Annotated in this window: 17 protein-coding genes; all 17 read left to right on the forward strand. The window is 38.3% G+C overall.

Translation table 11 applies throughout. The features are described 5' to 3' along the window. Window positions 1–4: 4 nt before the first annotated feature. The 17 genes from xerD (at window position 5) to LIZ98_RS03500 (ending at window position 15,807) form a co-directional block, all read left to right on the forward strand. Window positions 5–898, forward strand: a complete 894-nt coding sequence (xerD, locus tag LIZ98_RS03420; protein ID WP_227139000.1) for a site-specific tyrosine recombinase XerD — start codon at window positions 5–7, stop codon at window positions 896–898. A gap of 303 nt (window positions 899–1,201) precedes the next feature. Continuing rightward, the gene (deoB, locus tag LIZ98_RS03425) at window positions 1,202–2,386 is read left to right on the forward strand and encodes a phosphopentomutase (RefSeq protein WP_034770765.1); all 1,185 of its coding nucleotides are present in this window, start codon (window positions 1,202–1,204) and stop codon (window positions 2,384–2,386) included. A gap of 261 nt (window positions 2,387–2,647) precedes the next feature. Then, window positions 2,648–3,952: a pyrimidine-nucleoside phosphorylase gene (locus LIZ98_RS03430; protein WP_227139015.1), complete on the forward strand. Its 1,305-nt coding sequence runs from the start codon at window positions 2,648–2,650 to the stop codon at window positions 3,950–3,952. A 177-nt stretch (window positions 3,953–4,129) separates the two neighbouring features. Further along, entirely contained in the window at window positions 4,130–5,296 is a 1,167-nt protein-coding gene (locus LIZ98_RS03435) for a D-alanyl-D-alanine carboxypeptidase family protein (RefSeq protein WP_227138999.1), read from the forward strand. 135 nt (window positions 5,297–5,431) lie between these two features. Beyond that, window positions 5,432–5,785, forward strand: a complete 354-nt coding sequence (gene spoIIAA / locus LIZ98_RS03440) for an anti-sigma F factor antagonist (protein ID WP_034770760.1) — start codon at window positions 5,432–5,434, stop codon at window positions 5,783–5,785. Between the two features lies 1 nt (window position 5,786). Next, window positions 5,787–6,227 (forward strand): anti-sigma F factor, encoded by a 441-nt coding sequence (gene spoIIAB / locus LIZ98_RS03445; RefSeq protein ID WP_041846339.1) that lies wholly within the window; start codon window positions 5,787–5,789, stop codon window positions 6,225–6,227. A 12-nt stretch (window positions 6,228–6,239) separates the two neighbouring features. Next, entirely contained in the window at window positions 6,240–6,998 is a 759-nt protein-coding gene (sigF, locus tag LIZ98_RS03450) for an RNA polymerase sporulation sigma factor SigF (protein ID WP_227138998.1), read from the forward strand. A gap of 86 nt (window positions 6,999–7,084) precedes the next feature. Further along, window positions 7,085–7,702, forward strand: coding sequence for a stage V sporulation protein AA (locus LIZ98_RS03455; RefSeq protein WP_034770834.1), 618 nt, complete (start codon window positions 7,085–7,087; stop codon window positions 7,700–7,702). Further along, the gene (locus tag LIZ98_RS03460) at window positions 7,702–8,124 is read left to right on the forward strand and encodes a stage V sporulation protein AB (protein ID WP_034770751.1); all 423 of its coding nucleotides are present in this window, start codon (window positions 7,702–7,704) and stop codon (window positions 8,122–8,124) included. Before LIZ98_RS03455 ends, LIZ98_RS03460 begins: the two co-directional genes overlap by 1 nt. A 68-nt stretch (window positions 8,125–8,192) precedes the next feature. Continuing rightward, the gene (locus tag LIZ98_RS03465) at window positions 8,193–9,671 is read left to right on the forward strand and encodes a spore germination protein (protein ID WP_227138997.1); all 1,479 of its coding nucleotides are present in this window, start codon (window positions 8,193–8,195) and stop codon (window positions 9,669–9,671) included. A gap of 154 nt (window positions 9,672–9,825) precedes the next feature. Then, window positions 9,826–11,139 (forward strand): diaminopimelate decarboxylase, encoded by a 1,314-nt coding sequence (gene lysA, locus LIZ98_RS03470; RefSeq protein ID WP_216405811.1) that lies wholly within the window; start codon window positions 9,826–9,828, stop codon window positions 11,137–11,139. Window positions 11,140–11,543: 404 nt separating this feature from the next. Further along, window positions 11,544–11,891 carry a GNAT family N-acetyltransferase gene (locus LIZ98_RS03475; RefSeq protein ID WP_034770742.1) on the forward strand — a complete coding sequence of 116 codons (348 nt, stop codon included), beginning with the start codon at window positions 11,544–11,546 and terminating at the stop codon, window positions 11,889–11,891. 132 nt (window positions 11,892–12,023) lie between these two features. Continuing rightward, entirely contained in the window at window positions 12,024–12,779 is a 756-nt protein-coding gene (locus tag LIZ98_RS03480; protein ID WP_034770833.1) for a segregation/condensation protein A, read from the forward strand. Window positions 12,780–12,793: 14 nt separating this feature from the next. After that, complete coding sequence (gene scpB, locus LIZ98_RS03485) at window positions 12,794–13,372, forward strand: SMC-Scp complex subunit ScpB (protein WP_095141215.1); 579 nt, start codon at window positions 12,794–12,796, stop codon at window positions 13,370–13,372. A gap of 151 nt (window positions 13,373–13,523) precedes the next feature. Further along, window positions 13,524–14,681 carry a D-alanyl-D-alanine carboxypeptidase family protein gene (locus tag LIZ98_RS03490; RefSeq protein WP_216405813.1) on the forward strand — a complete coding sequence of 386 codons (1,158 nt, stop codon included), beginning with the start codon at window positions 13,524–13,526 and terminating at the stop codon, window positions 14,679–14,681. After that, a complete protein-coding gene (locus LIZ98_RS03495) occupies window positions 14,678–15,271 on the forward strand; it encodes a nucleoside recognition domain-containing protein (RefSeq protein ID WP_227138996.1) in 594 nt (197 codons plus the stop codon). Before LIZ98_RS03490 ends, LIZ98_RS03495 begins: the two co-directional genes overlap by 4 nt. Next, on the forward strand, window positions 15,271–15,807 hold the full coding sequence (locus LIZ98_RS03500; RefSeq protein WP_034770733.1) for a spore maturation protein: 537 nt from the start codon (window positions 15,271–15,273) through the stop codon (window positions 15,805–15,807). The genes LIZ98_RS03495 and LIZ98_RS03500 overlap by 1 nt, the downstream gene beginning before the upstream one ends. Window positions 15,808–15,992 lie beyond the last annotated feature (185 nt).

Below are 15,992 nucleotides of genomic sequence, written 5' to 3' on the forward strand. Positions count from 1 at the left end.
GTATGTGAAAGACTATTTAAAGGATTTTTTGCATTATCTAATCGTTGAGAAAGGATTAGCAGAAAATACCATTCAATCTTACCGACGGGATATATCAGCCTATCTTATTTTTATAGAAACAAAATTACAAATAACCGATATAAATCATGTGACACGGGTACATATTATGCAGTTTTTAAGCTGTTTAAAAGACGAGGGAAAATCGGCACGAACAATTGCCAGACATATTGCTTCAATCCGGTCATTCCATCATTTTCTGATTCTTGATAAAATCGTTGATCATGATCCGACAGTGCATATTGAGACACCTCATCCCGAATTAAAGTTGCCGAAAGTACTGAATACCGATGAGGTTGACACGCTTTTAAATACACCGGATTTGACAACGACACTTGGCTTACGAGATAAAGCAATGTTGGAACTAATGTATGCAACCGGTATGCGCGTCAGTGAATTAGTCAACTTAAATATAAACGATGTCCATTTGTCACTCGGCTTTGTTCGCTGTCTCGGAAAAGGGAATAAGGAACGGATTATTCCAATTGGGAAAATGGCAACAGAGGCTTTAAAGGAATATTTAGAAAAAGCAAGACCAAAGTTAATTAATCAAAAGAATAAAACGGATTCGCTTTTTATGAATCACCATGGTCAACGTTTATCGAGACAAGGATTTTGGAAAATTTTAAAACAAATAGCGGTTAAAGCCGGTATTGAAAAGGAATTGACACCTCATACGTTACGACATTCTTTTGCTACTCATTTATTAGAAAATGGTGCGGATTTACGCTCTGTTCAAGAGTTATTAGGTCATTCCGATATATCTACAACACAAATCTACACACATGTAACAAAAACCAGGTTAAAGGATGTATATAACCAATTTCATCCCCGTGCATAAGTGATGTAAAACGTGAAAAGCTGCTAAAGGAGGCGGCTTATTTTTTTTGAAGATGATATTAATATCAAGCAAAATTTCGATAAGAAGGCTGCTTATTTTTTGAGGGACGACTGAGCAATGGTGTTATAAGGTAGCGCCTTTTTTTGGCTAAGCTAATATTCAAATGCTTTTTATGTGGCGCCTTATTTTTTATGAGAATTATATTAATGTCGGTAAAAATGTTCTATAATAATTAGTAGTGTTTAAAAATACATATACTACCTTCTGAATAAATAATGCATTGTCAAATAAGGAGGAAACGAAATGGAAAAAAACTACAAACGCATATTTCTTATTGTCATGGATTCTGTCGGGATTGGGGAAGCACCGGATGCCGAGCAATTTGGAGATAAAGGTGCGGATACATTAGGACATATTGCTGAAAAGATGAACGGGTTAAATATGCCGAATATGGCCAAACTCGGTTTAAGTAATATACGGGAAATTAAAGGAGTTCCCAAACAAGAAAATCCATTAGGTTTTTATACAAAAATGAAAGAGGCTTCACGTGGAAAAGACACGATGACAGGCCATTGGGAAATTATGGGCCTTAACATTCAAACACCATTTAAAGTTTTTCCAAATGGATTCCCTAAAGAATTAATTGATGAGATAGAAAAACGAACGGGAAGAAAAGTCATTGGGAATAAGCCGGCAAGCGGTACCGAAATTATAAAAGAATTAGGAAAGGAACATATGGAAACAGGAGCATTGATTGTATATACTTCTGCAGACCCGGTACTCCAAATCGCCGCTCATGAGGAAATTGTTCCTTTAGATGAACTTTATCAAATATGTGAAATTTGTCGCGAACTCACTTTGTCTGATGAGTATAAAGTGGGACGAATCATTGCCCGGCCATTTATCGGAACACCGGGAAATTTCACACGGACAGCGAACCGACACGACTATGCATTAAAACCGTTTGGACGGACAGTCATGAATGAATTGAAGGACAGCGGCTTTGATGTAATCGCTCTTGGAAAGATTTCGGATATTTATGCCGGAGAAGGTGTAACAAAAGCCATCCGGACAAAATCGAATATGGACGGAATGGATAAATTACTCGATTCCCTTGAAATGGACTTTACCGGTCTTAGCTTCTTGAATTTAGTCGATTTTGATGCGCTCTATGGTCATCGCAGAGATCCGCTTGGTTACGGAAAAGCATTGGAAGAATACGATGCTCGGTTACCGGAAGTATTGGAAAAATTAACGGATGACGACCTTTTAATTATAACAGCGGATCATGGAAATGACCCAATCCACCCGGGGACCGACCATACTCGTGAATATGTACCATTATTAATTTACTCACCGCGAATGAACGGAGGCAAAGCTTTACCGGTCCGGGAAACATTTGCTGATATTGGTGCTTCGATTGCCGAAAACTTTTCAGTAAAAGCACCCGAGTATGGAAAAAGTTTTCTTAAAGAAATTCAAGCTTAGATTTTTTATTAGTAAGTTTAAAGAAAACTCGGGCGTCCGAGCCTTTAGGCAACCAAAGAGCCGTAGTTCAGCGAAAAAACATTTTCGCTTGCGAGGTAATGCTACCGAAGTCTTTCTAGTCACCGAAAAAATATAAAATTTTTTCGGCTGCGATGTATTCCCACGAAGCATTCCTTGTGCACTTATGCGTTAGGAAAGTAGAAATCGAAAAATTTATACTTTCCTATTAGCTGAAAAAAGATGCTAGGACGGTGAAAATTGATGAGAATGATTGATATTATTGAAAAAAAGCGGGATGGTTATGAACTGACAACGGAAGAGATTCAGTTTTTCATTAAAGGCTACACAGACGGAACAATTCCCGATTATCAAGCGAGCGCTTTATTAATGGCTATTTATTTTCAAGGGATGAATCATCGTGAACGAAAAGATTTAACAATGGCAATGGTCCATTCAGGTGATCAAGTCGATCTGTCAAAAATTGAAGGAATCAAAGTAGATAAACATTCTACCGGCGGTGTAGGAGATACAACAACTTTAGTATTAGGGCCGCTTGTCGCTTCCGTCGGTGTGCCGGTTGCGAAAATGAGCGGTCGCGGTCTCGGTCATACCGGCGGAACCATTGATAAACTGGAATCGTTTCCGGGATTTCATGTAGAGCTAACGAAGGATGAATTTATTCAACTTGTTAACGAGCAAAAAATTGCAGTAGTTGGTCAAAGCGGAAATTTAACACCGGCAGATAAAAAACTGTATGCACTGCGGGATGTAACGGGGACCGTCAATAGTATTCCATTAATTGCCAGCTCGATAATGAGTAAAAAAATTGCAGCCGGAGCGGATTGTATCGTACTGGATGTAAAAGTTGGCTCCGGTGCGTTTATGAAAAATGTCGCAGATGCAAAAGAGCTTGCTGAGACGATGGTTGAGATTGGTAACAGTGTCGGCAGAAAAACGATGGCTGTTATTTCAGATATGGATCAACCGCTCGGCTTTGCAATCGGGAATGCGCTGGAAGTGAAAGAGGCAATTGCGACGTTAAAAGGAACAGGGCCCCAAGATTTGACAGAGCTCTGTTTAACTTTGGGCAGTCAAATGGTCTATTTAGCTAAAAAAGCGGAATCCGTTGATGAAGCAAGGCAAATGCTTATCTCTGCTATTCAATCAGGAAAAGCATTAGAGAAGATGAAATCATTTATTACTTCTCAAGGCGGGGATGCAACATGTATTGATGATCCGGAAAAACTGCCGCAAGCAAAATATAAAATAGAACTACCGGCAAAGGCGTCCGGCTGGATTGAAAAAATGATGGCGGATAAAATCGGACTTGCTGCCATGCAATTAGGGGCAGGACGAGAAACAAAAGAATCCAAGATTGATTTAGCCGTCGGAATTGTTCTAAATAAAAAAGTTGGTGACCCAATTGAACAAGGTGAATCAATCTTAACAATCTACTCGAATTCGGAAAATATCGAGGAAGTAAAAAATCTTTTATATCATAGCATCAAAATCTCTCATTCCAAAATATCACCACCGCCTTTAATTCATGAAATCATATCAAAATAAAGTTTAAAGAAAACTCGGCAATCGCCGAGTTTTCTTTATATGCGAAAGTATATCCTTCCGGCAACTTTAAAACTAAGACAATTTCGTGTTTCTTTTTAGAAAAATTTGTATAAAATCCCTTAACTTGGAAATAATGGGAAAAAGATTCGTATTTATAACTAAAAGTGAGGGAAAGTCATGAAACGGTCAATAGTTATGATAATCACTGCCCTAATTATATCCGCAACTATTATTCCCACTCCAAGTTTTGCTTCAGAAGTAAAAGTAGATTTAGCGGAGAACGCAAAATCGGCCATTCTTATTGAGAGAGATACAGGAACGGTATTATTTGAAAAAAATAGCGATGAAAGACTGTCACCTGCAAGTATGACAAAAATCATGACGATGCTTTTAATTATGGAAGCATTGGAAGATGGGAAAATTCAATGGAACGAGAAAGTCAGAACCAGTGAATATGCAGCATCTATGGGGGGCTCACAAGTATTCCTTGAAGAAGGTGAAGAAATGACAGTCGATGAGCTACTCCGGGCAATTTCCATCGGTTCCGCTAACGATGCTTCGGTTGCGATGGCTGAGAGAATCGCTGGTTCAGAAAAGCAATTTGTAAAAATGATGAATCAAAAGGCGAAAGAACTGGGCTTAAAAGACACGAAATTTCAAAATGCCACCGGTCTGCCTGCGAAAAATCATTACAGCAGTGCGAGAGATATGGCCATTTTAGCCAAAGAATTATTAAAACATGAAAAAATTACAAATTATACAAGTCAATATGAATCCTATTTACGTGAAGGTACGGATAAAAAATTTTGGCTTGTCAATACCAATCGGTTAGTGAAATTTTATCCCGGGGTTGACGGCCTAAAAACCGGTTTCACCAAAGAAGCGAAATATTGCTTAACAGCTACCGCTAAAAAAGGCGATATGCGTGTGATTGCTGTTGTTTTCGGAGCACCGACATCTAAAGAGAGAAATAAACTGATTACCGAAATGTTCGATTATGCATTTAGTCAATATGAAACGAAGCAGTTTTATGCAAAGGGCGATGAATTGGGTAAAGTTACAGTTGAAAAAGGTCAGCAGCGAAACATAAAAATAGCTGCCGGTGAAAGTATTTCCCTACTAACCAAAAAAGGTGAAAAGATGGATGATGTGAAAACGAGCTTGAAGTTAAATAAACATATTCAAGCACCTATTAAAAAAGGGGATGAAATCGGTAAAATTGTTTTGATAAAAAACGGCAAAGTCCTTTCTGAAAATTCTGCTATCGCTGCTGAGAATGTGAAGCCGGCAAGCTGGTGGACTTTGTACAAACGTTCATTCAGTATGTTTACAAAACTGCAATAACAGCTATAGCGGCATTGGAGAAATTTGTATAAAAATACGAGAAAAACTCGAATTTTTACTAGTTTTGTCAACAAGAAGGAATTTCATTGATCCATATCGAATTGACTCACTATACGAAAGAAGGAGGCATGTATAGTGAGTCTGCAAGTACATTTTGAATGGAAAGAGAAGTATATTTTAGTAGTGAGATTAAGCGGCGAACTGGACCATCATACGGCTGATCAAGTTCGTGAACAAGTTTCTCAAGCCATAGAAGAAAAACAAGTTCGACATTTAATTTTAAATCTTGAAAACCTATCATTTATGGATAGCTCGGGACTTGGTGTCATATTGGGCAGATACAAACAAATGAAACAGGCAAATGGTGAAATGATTATTTGTTCTGTTCCCCCTTCAATCGAAAGACTGTTGGATATGTCCGGATTATATAAAATTATCCGCATTGATCCGTCAGAAGAACAAGCTTTACATAGATTGGGGGTAGCCTAATATGAATAATGAAATGCACTTAAAGTTCCGTGCCATAAGTCGAAACGAATCGTTTGCACGGGTAACCGTTTCAGCATTTGTTGCTCAACTGGATCCGACCATGGATGAATTGACGGAAATTAAAACGGCCGTCTCGGAAGCGGTCACGAATGCCATTATCCATGGCTATGAAAATAAAGGGGAAGGTTATGTTTATATTTCCGCCTGGCTCGATGGTGACACGGTAGAACTTGAAATCCGTGACGAAGGTATTGGTATTTCGAATATTGAGGAAGCAAAACAACCATTGTTTACAACAAAACCGGAATTAGAACGTTCCGGTATGGGATTTACCATTATGGAAAATTTTGTTGATGAAATGACAATTGAATCCGATCCAAATCACGGAACGGTTGTCCGTTTGAAAAAAAAATTGTCCAATGCAAAAGCAGTGTTCAATTAAGGGGTAGTGCCAATGGATGTGGAGGTTAAAAAAGATTCCGATCAATCTTTTACAAAGGATGGAGAAATCAAGGAACTAATTAAGAAAAGTCAGGCGGGAGATCAAGAAGCAAGGAATGAGATCGTTGAACGGAATATGCGTCTCGTCTGGTCGGTTGTGCAACGGTTTCTCAACCGGGGCTATGATCCTGATGATCTTTTCCAAATAGGATGTATCGGTTTGTTAAAGTCGATAGATAAATTTGATTTATCTTATGATGTGAAATTTTCAACCTATGCTGTTCCGATGATTATTGGAGAAATCCAACGTTTCATTAGGGACGATGGCACAATTAAAGTGAGTCGATCCTTGAAGGAAGTCGGTAATAAAATCCGCCGGGCGAAAGATGATCTGGCTAAAGAGTTGGGACGTGCCCCGACTATTTATGAAGTAAGCGACTATCTTGAAATTCCGGTAGATGAAATATTATTGGCCCAAGAAGCTGTCATGGCTCCGACATCCATACATGAAATCGTCTATGAAAACGACGGAGACCCGATCACGCTCCTCGATCAAATCTCGGATCAAGAAGAAGGAAAATGGTTTGATAAAATCGCATTAAAAGAGGCCATTGAAGGTTTGGATGATCGGGAGAAACTTATCGTCTTTTTGCGGTATTATAATGATCAAACACAGGCGGAAGTTGCCGGCCGATTAGGAATTTCTCAAGTGCAAGTGTCGAGATTGGAAAAGAAAATATTGAAGCAAATAAAGAACCAAATGGATGTTTGATCCATTTGGTTTTTTTTGGTTTTCATGAAATGTTCTCACTTGACGAATACTAAACGTACGAGAAAATCGAAATGGAAGTGATGGAATTGGATACAACAATCTATATCCGTCTCCGTCACCGGGTTCAAGTAAAAACCGGTGCGACCGTTTATTTGAAAGATATTGCATTGATCACTGCACCCAAAACTGTGATGAATACATTGGGAAATTTAATCGTTCATCAAGTGAAGAAAGAAGATAATAATATTATTATCATCGACGGAATGAAAGTAATTCAAGTAATTACAGAACAATTAAACGATACTGATATACAGCTCGTGGGTCCTCAACAAACGATTGTTGAAGTCATTTTGAAGAAGGTAAAAATGTCGATTCCGATATTTGTAATTGTTTGGTTGTTATTATTTATCGGATCCGCCGTTTCAATCATGAATTTCCATGAAGATGTAAGCATGCAAACAGTACACCAAAAGTTATTTCACTTATTAACGGGCATAGAAGATCAAAAACCTTTAACCATTCAAATTCCTTATTCGATCGGTTTAGGGTTAGGGATGACTTTATTTTTTAACCATTTTTTTAAAAAGCGGATTAATGATGAGCCTAGTCCACTGGAAGTAGAAATGTTTAACTACCAGCAAAGTCTCGATCAATATGTCATTATGAATGAAAATAAAGAAAGCATTAAAAGAATGGATGAGTAATGGCCATTAAAATTATCTTTGTGATCGGAGTCGGACTTGCTTGCGGCTTTGCGGTAGGGGCAGGGTTTGTCGCATTTATCACTGTTTTAGGCATTATTCCGAGATTAATGCAGTTAACGAAATCAATGAAAATGATTTTATTCTATGAATGGGCTGTGACGTTAGGTGTTTTGGTTGGAACCGTTTTTGGTTTACAAAAGATTTATCTCGAATTGCCAATGTTTTTCGTAATGATTATCGGGCTTTTTCATGGTGTCTTTGTCGGTATGTTGGCGGCAGCTCTTTATGAGGCTATAAATGTTTTACCGTTAATTTTTAAACGAATTCATTTAGACGATCGGTTACTATACTTACTGGCTGCGCTTGTGCTTGGGAAAATACTGGGTTCGCTGTTTCATTGGCTCTACTTTGTCAATTTATAATCATAGCGAGCCCGGTAACAAAATTTTATCAAAACCGATTGTATACATCTAAGAAAGGTGTTGGAAATATGGCGGATAAACAAAATAAGAAGCCGATTCCGAAATCATTAGCCGAAGTTGAACAGTATATGAAAGATAACGTCGGTTTAGGGACCAGTTTTGATTTAGGATTAAGGAAATTCAAGGTTTTAGATAAAGAAATTCATCTTTATTATGTAAACGGCTTAACGGATACTTTATTGATTTTGCGAACGCTGCAAGAGTTGGTTCACTTGAATGACAATCGTCAGGATATCACTTCTGAACAATTAGGAGACTTAGTTGATAATCGGATTAATAATAATTCCGTAGAAAAAGTGACAACATTAGATGAAGTTGTTGACCAAGTGCTTTCAGGGTTAATTGCCATTCTGGTAGAAGGTTTTCCCGAAGCATTTATTGTTGATACTCGTGATTATCCCGGAAGACAACCGGAAGAACCGGATACCGAGAAGGTTGTTCGCGGCTCAAGAGATGGTTTTGTAGAAAATATTATTATGAATACGGCATTAATTAGAAGGCGAATTCGCGATGAACGGCTGAGGACGGAACTGATTAAGGTAGGGGAACGATCGAAAACCGATATCGCCATCGTCTATTTGAAAGATGTAACGAACCCGGGTTTAGTCAAAACCATTAAAAAAGAAATTGAACAGATTAAAATTGACGGTTTAACAATGGCAGATAAAGCGATTGAAGAATTTTTAGTCAAACAAGGGTATAATCCTTTTCCGCTTGTCCGCTACACAGAACGGGCGGATGTTGCAGCAACCCACTTATTAGAGGGGCACGTTTTGATTATTGCAGATACTTCACCAAGTGTTATAATCACGCCAACAACCTATTTCCATCATGTCCAACATGCCGAAGAATATCGTCAATCCGCTGCAGTCGGCACCTTTATACGCTGGACGCGATTTATCGGTATTTTTGCATCTTTATTTCTTTTGCCTCTTTGGTTACTTTTTGTTATCCAACCGGATTTACTACCTGAAACTATTAATTATATTGGACCAAATAAAAAATCACATGTTCCCGTCATTTTGCAGTTGTTTATTTGTGATTTGGGGATTGAATTTCTTAGGTTGGCAGCCATTCACACGCCGACACCATTATCCACAGCAATGGGCATTATCGCCGCTGTTTTAATTGGGGAAATTGCCGTGGACGTCGGATTATTTATTACCGAAGTGATTTTATACGTTGCCGTTTCTGCAATTGGCACATTTGCTACACCAAGTTATGAATTAAGTGTGGCCAATAAAATTGCCAGATTAGTTATTTTAATTTTGGTTGCTATTTTTAAAGTACCGGGATTTGTGATAGGAACAACCTTTTTTATCTTATATTTAGCACAAATTCGTTCATTAAATACCCCGTACTTATGGCCGTTTATCCCGTTTCAACCGAAAGCATTCATGCAAATTTTATTAAGAAGGTCCACACCCGGGTCGAAAATCAGACCGAGTATCGTCCATCCGAGAAATCGGGTAAAGCAGCCGTCATAATAGATACGGCTGTTTTCTATTTATCGGAAAAATATGTTTTGAGATGAAACAGTATCCATTGCAATGCAAATACGAATATGATAAAGTTTTCCTATTATAGATTAGATTCAGTTCGGATCAATGTGAGTTAATAATGTAGCTGAGGTGAGTTGGAATGTTACACGGGACAATGTGTGTGAATCAGTACGGTCATTTGGAAATTGGTGGTTGTGACACAGTGGAGTTGGCAAACCAATTTGGAACACCGCTTTATGTATATGATGTAGAATTGATTCGGAAGCGGGCGAGAAGCTTTGTCGGTGCTTTTCAAAAAGCTGGTATGCCGGGCCAAGTAGCTTATGCAAGTAAAGCTTTTTCGTCTTTAGCAATTTTACAAGTGATAAATGAAGAAGGACTTGCACTGGATGTTGTATCCGGTGGAGAATTATATACAGCAATGATGGCCGGTTTCCCTCCGGAAAAAATTCATTTTCACGGGAATAATAAAAGCCCGGCAGAAATTGAGATGGCATTAGATTATCGGGTCGGCTGTTTTGTTGTTGATAATTTTTATGAATTGGATATCCTTGATCAGCTTTGTCGGGAAAAAAATGTAAAAGTGAATATTTTGCTTCGGGTCACACCGGGTATTGAAGCTCATACACATGATTATATTTTAACCGGTCAGGAAGATTCAAAATTCGGATTTGATTTAAATAGCGGTCAAGCAAAACAAGCGTTGGATAAAGCATTGTCCTCCTCTTTTAGCGTTTTGGGCATTCATTGCCATATCGGATCACAAATATTCGAAACAACCGGTTTCTTATTAGCTATTGACAAATTATTTACTCATATTACACAATGGAAAGAAGAATTTCAGTATGAACCGACTGTAGTGAATGTCGGCGGGGGATTTGGCATTCGCTATACTGAAACGGATGCACCGCTTGAACCGGAAGATTACGTTTCTGCAATACTGACAGAAGTTAAAAAGCAGGCTGCTGAAAATCATATTACTTTACCCGAAGTATGGATTGAGCCGGGAAGATCATTAGTTGGCGATGCAGGAACGACATTATATTCAATTGGTTCTACAAAAGAGGTCATTGGTGTAAGAAAATATGTAGCTGTCGACGGTGGGATGAGCGACAATATTCGTCCGGCTTTATATCAGGCAAAATATGAAGCCCTTGTTGCCAATAAAGCAATCCATTCTGATAAAGAAGTTGTTTCCATTGCCGGTAAAGCCTGTGAATCAGGTGATATGTTGATCTGGAATATCCCTTTGGCAAAAACACAACCGGGAGATATTTTAGCTGTTTTTTGTACCGGTGCTTACGGGTATTCGATGGCAAGCAATTATAATCGGCTGCCGCGACCTGCTGTTGTATTTGTCGAAAACGGGCAGGCAACACTTGTTGTTGAAAGAGAAAGCTATCAAGACTTAATAAAGCTTGATCGCCCCTTATATGAAGTCGTAAAAAAATAGAGAAGCCTGTTGTAATTTTTATCAATATGTTAAATGATTTTCCTTTTGTCGTGGAAAGGCACTTGAAAAGAGATAATAGAAAAATAGCTTAAAATGTTGTAAAATAATACCGCGTATACTAAACTTGGTATTCGTATAGGAGGGATTGATGAGTTTTTCCGGCATTAACCGGCCCTAAGGCTCCTCCTAAAGGTGGAAGCCCAGTGACCGCAAGTGCGCCTGATTGGTTCAACTACCATTAGCGGGGAAAACCCCTACTGACGAAAGTTTTACTAAATCAATCGTTTATATTCAAACTGCCTGAACCGACTGTATCTGCAATTGCAATTTTATTGTCGCTGTATAACTTAATCTCATTATGGAAAAAATAACAATGGAATAGTTTAATATAATGAGGGATCAAAATGTTAATTCGATATAAAAAAGCATTTGAAAAAATTGCAATGGGCTTATTATCATTTATGCCCACGGAAAAAGATTTGAAGAAATTACAACAAACCATTAAAGAGTATGAAACAAATGACAAATGGCATTTATTTCTATGGAAGTTAGATGATGACTTTGTTGCCATTATTGGAGTTTTAGAGAGAGAAAATCAGATTATGGAAGTACAACATCTCTCCGTTAACCCTTCCCATCGTGGTCAAGGAATTGGCAAGGGGATGGTTAAGGCCTTAAAAGACATGTTTCCGGATAAGGAAATCGTCCCTAACGAAGAATTGGCCGGCTTTTTTGAACATTGTGATCAATAATAGTATTTAGGGCTGTCCAACCAATAACTGTCCCAACTCACAAATGGTGATAGTGACATGAATTCTCACAGGTTTTTGGACAGCCCTTTTATGTTGCCAATAAAATTGAAAAAAAACTATTGGGGTAATACGATGATGTTGATGAATTTTAAAACGGCTGTATTTGAGGGCCCTCTCGACCTGCTTTTGCATTTAATCAAAACGATGGAAGTCGATATATATGATATCCCGATGCAGGAAATCACTGAACAATATTTGTTATATATTCATACCATGCAGGAATTGGAACTCGATGTTGCCAGTGAGTACTTGGTCATGGCGGCTACATTATTGGCGATAAAAAGTCAAATGTTACTGCCAAAATATAATGACTCCATCGATGAAGACATGCCATATGAAGAAGGTTTTGGTGAGGACCCAAGGGATGAACTGGTTTTAAGACTTATTGAATATCGAAAATATAAAGAGGCCTCGGCTAAATTAAAAGAAAAAGAGGCAGACCGATTGTTAATTTATACGAAACCGCCCAGTGATCTCTCGGAGTATTCTTCCGGGATTCCGGTTACCGCTGGCGAAAAAGCGGTGACTGTCTATGATATGTTGGGTGCCTTCCATAAATTAATGCGCAGACGAAGATTGCAGAAACCGCTCCACACCAAAATTACTCGTGAAGAGATCTCCATTGAGAAACGAATGGAAGAAGTTTACCAGGTGTTAGAGCACTCAGTTAGTTGGGTAAATTTTAATGACCTGTTTCCTTACCCGGATAAAAATTATATTGTGACAACCTTTTTGGCCATTCTCGAATTGATGAAACGGAATCAGATTTTAATCGAGCAGCGCGATAATTTTGCCGATATTTGGTTGACTACAAAAGGCAATGTATGAAGAAGGTGACGATGTTGAGCAGTGAAAATTGGCTTGGAATCCTGGAAAGTCTATTGTTTGCAGCGGGTGACGAAGGATTAACTTTGAAACAAATTGCCAAAGTAATGGAACTTCCGGAATTTGAAGTTGAAGAGATGATCCGGTTATTAAAAAATGACTATGATCATAATGAAAATCGTGGGATATCACTTATCCAAATTGCCGGTACATATCAATTGGCAACTAAGAAGGAATATGCCATTTACTTAAAGCGATTAGTGGAAGTTCCAAACGCTTCCACCTTATCCCAAGCGGCACTGGAGACGTTAACAATTATCGCCTATAAACAGCCAATTACCCGTGCAGAAATCGAGGAAATTCGTGGTGTAAAAACAGAAAGGCCTATTCAAACATTAGTGGCAAAAGGGTTAATTCAAGAAGTGGGACGTGCGGAAGGAACGGGCAGAGCCATTCTCTATGGAACGACAAAGGAGTTTTTAGATTATTTCGGTTTAAAAGACTTGAAGGAACTTCCACCGCTCCCTGAGACGGAAGAAAACGATATAACACAGGAGGAAGCGGATTTGTTTTTTGAAAAATTGAGTAAAGATTAAAAACAGTGAATGGCCGGACGAACTCATAAGAGCTCCGGCCTTTTATATTTTAAAGAAAAAGTAGCATTTGCCCATTTTTTAACTTTTTATCATAACTTGTACCATTCGGCCATAAACTTGTACAAAACGTAAAAGGAGTCGATGGACAAGTATGTGGGTACGCTGCAGACGGTTCCTGATTTTGGTAATTTTCATCACGTTGATCGTAAATGTAACTCCTCCTATACATACGTATGCGAATGAAATAAATGTCAGTTCATATAGTGCGATTGTGATGGACCAGAAAACAGGTCGCGTCTTTTTTGAAAAGAATGCGCATGAAAAAAGGAAAATCGCCAGTATTACAAAAATCATGACGGCTATTCTGGCAATTGAATCTAATAAAATGGGAGAAACAGTAACTGTCAGTAAAAAAGCGACAAGAGCGGAAGGATCCTCCGTCTACTTAAAACCGGGTGAAAAAATCAAATTAAGAGACCTCGTTTATGGCTTAATGTTGCGTTCCGGGAATGATGCTGCAGTTGCAATTGCTGAACATGTGGGGGGAAGTGTGGACGGATTTGTTTTTATGATGAATGAAAAAGCGGCCCAAATCGGAATGGAGAACACGCATTTTGCCAATCCTCATGGTCTAGAAGATCAAGACCATTATTCAAGTGCCTATGATATGGCTATTTTAACAAAATATGCCATGGAAAATGAAGAATTTCGAAAAATATCCGGTACAAAAGTCCACTACGCACCGAACCCGGATAGTGAATGGAAGCGAAAATGGACAAATAAAAATCGGTTATTAACTGAATTGTACAAATATTCGACAGGCGGGAAAACCGGGTATACAAAAAAAGCACATAGAACATTAGTATCCACTGCTTCAAAAAATGGAATGGATCTGATCGCTGTCACATTAAATACTCCATCGCAAACGGATTGGACCGAGCACATTCAAATGTTTGAATATGTATTTGATCATTATGGTTATCAAGTCATTGTACCGGATGGAACGATTGATAAGATAACAAAAAAAATCTATAAAAAACATGCATATATCGCACATGAATATGTCTATCCGATTAACGAGGACGAAAAGGAGTCGTTTAAAGTTCATTACCGTCTTATAAAACCGAAAAAAGAATGGAAAAAGAATACAGATAAAATTCCGGAAGTCATTGGGAAAACCGAAATTTATTTTCATGATGAACTCATTCATACCATGCCAATTTATTATGAACATGAAAACAAACAAGCGCCGTCTTTCTTTGACTCTTTTAAACAATTGTTCAGTTCTGTGGTAGGAGTAAAATTATGATTAACTTAATTTGGGTGTTGATGATTGTCATTGGCATTGTTTTTGCCATGTTTAACGGGACCATGGATGAAGTGAATAAAGCGATTTTTCAAGGGGCCGGGGAGGCAGTAACATTATGTATTGGTTTTATTAGTATTCTTGTATTTTGGCTCGGTTTGATGCGCATTGCCCAAGCGTCCGGATTACTAGACAAGCTCGCTAATGTTTTTCGCCCAATCATTAAAAAAATTTTTCCTGATATACCGGATGATCACCCGGTCATGGGCTATATTTTATCAAATATGATAGCGAATATGTTCGGACTGGGGAATGCCGCAACTCCACTGGGAATTAAAGCAATGGAGGAGTTAAAAGAATTGAATGGCGGGAAAAGCGAGGCATCCCGTTCCATGATTACCTTTTTAGTCATTAATACGGCAAGTATTACAATTATTCCGACAACCGTATTATCGATTCGAATGAATTATGACTCCACATCACCGGCAGAAATTGTTCTTCCCACTATTATTGCATCTGTTTTCGCAACAGTTTGTGCAATTTTTATTGACCGGTTTATGTATAATCGAAAAAAGAGAAATCGGGTGAAATAATGGCAATCATTTCCACGATCTCATTATGGATGATACCAATCTTGATTGGCTTTATTTTAATACACGGCACATGGAAAAAAGTGCCAACATATGAAACATTTGTTGAAGGCGGCAAAGAAGGGATTAAAATAGCGATTTCCATCATTCCTTTTTTAGTCGGCATGTTGGTCGCTATTTCCATTTTTCGTGCCTCCGGTGCATTGGAATTTTTTGTCGGGCTACTCCGTCCGGTTCTCGAGCGAATCGGAGTCCCGCCGGAAATCATCCCGCTGGCTATTTTGCGTCCGATCTCCGGAAATGCTGCTCTCGGTGTAACGAGTGACTTAATTGCTACCTATGGGCCGGATTCTTTTATTGGCAGACTTGCATCAGTTATGCAAGGCAGTACAGATACGACTATTTATATTTTAACCGTTTATTTCGGTGCCGTGGGAATCAAGAAAATGGGCGATGCTTTAAAAATCGGACTGATGGCAGATTTAATCGGATATATTGCCAGCATAATTGTTGTTACTATTTTTTTCGGAATGCAATAAAAAGATGCGAACGAGACCGGATCATGATTATCCGGTCTTATTTCTATTTATGGCCCCATTTGTATTTTCTTTGTTTTTCAATTATATTTATGGCATAATTCTGGCAGGATAATATTATCGTATTTGTACATATATAGGTATAATGGATATGCATTATCTTTTACCATATAAACCAAAATGTTTAC

The organism is Caldibacillus sp. 210928-DFI.2.18 (assembly GCF_020554505.1).
In the GTDB taxonomy this organism is placed as follows: Bacteria; Bacillota; Bacilli; order Bacillales; family Caldibacillaceae; genus Caldifermentibacillus; species Caldifermentibacillus hisashii.

Excerpts from the sequence above, each read along its gene's own strand:
- lysA (WP_216405811.1), top strand. The coding sequence starts at position 9,826 with ATGTTACACGGGACAATGTGTGTGAATCAGTACGGTCATTTGGAAATT.
- LIZ98_RS03465 (WP_227138997.1), top strand. The coding sequence starts at position 8,193 with ATGGCGGATAAACAAAATAAGAAGCCGATTCCGAAATCATTAGCCGAA.
- LIZ98_RS03500 (WP_034770733.1), top strand. The coding sequence starts at position 15,271 with ATGGCAATCATTTCCACGATCTCATTATGGATGATACCAATCTTGATT.
- LIZ98_RS03460 (WP_034770751.1), top strand. The coding sequence starts at position 7,702 with ATGGCCATTAAAATTATCTTTGTGATCGGAGTCGGACTTGCTTGCGGC.
- LIZ98_RS03430 (WP_227139015.1), top strand. The coding sequence starts at position 2,648 with ATGAGAATGATTGATATTATTGAAAAAAAGCGGGATGGTTATGAACTG.
- LIZ98_RS03490 (WP_216405813.1), top strand. The coding sequence starts at position 13,524 with ATGTGGGTACGCTGCAGACGGTTCCTGATTTTGGTAATTTTCATCACG.
- deoB (WP_034770765.1), top strand. The coding sequence starts at position 1,202 with ATGGAAAAAAACTACAAACGCATATTTCTTATTGTCATGGATTCTGTC.
- spoIIAB (WP_041846339.1), top strand. The coding sequence starts at position 5,787 with ATGAATAATGAAATGCACTTAAAGTTCCGTGCCATAAGTCGAAACGAA.
- sigF (WP_227138998.1), top strand. The coding sequence starts at position 6,240 with ATGGATGTGGAGGTTAAAAAAGATTCCGATCAATCTTTTACAAAGGAT.
- LIZ98_RS03435 (WP_227138999.1), top strand. The coding sequence starts at position 4,130 with ATGAAACGGTCAATAGTTATGATAATCACTGCCCTAATTATATCCGCA.
- LIZ98_RS03475 (WP_034770742.1), top strand. The coding sequence starts at position 11,544 with ATGTTAATTCGATATAAAAAAGCATTTGAAAAAATTGCAATGGGCTTA.
- LIZ98_RS03480 (WP_034770833.1), top strand. The coding sequence starts at position 12,024 with ATGATGTTGATGAATTTTAAAACGGCTGTATTTGAGGGCCCTCTCGAC.
- LIZ98_RS03495 (WP_227138996.1), top strand. The coding sequence starts at position 14,678 with ATGATTAACTTAATTTGGGTGTTGATGATTGTCATTGGCATTGTTTTT.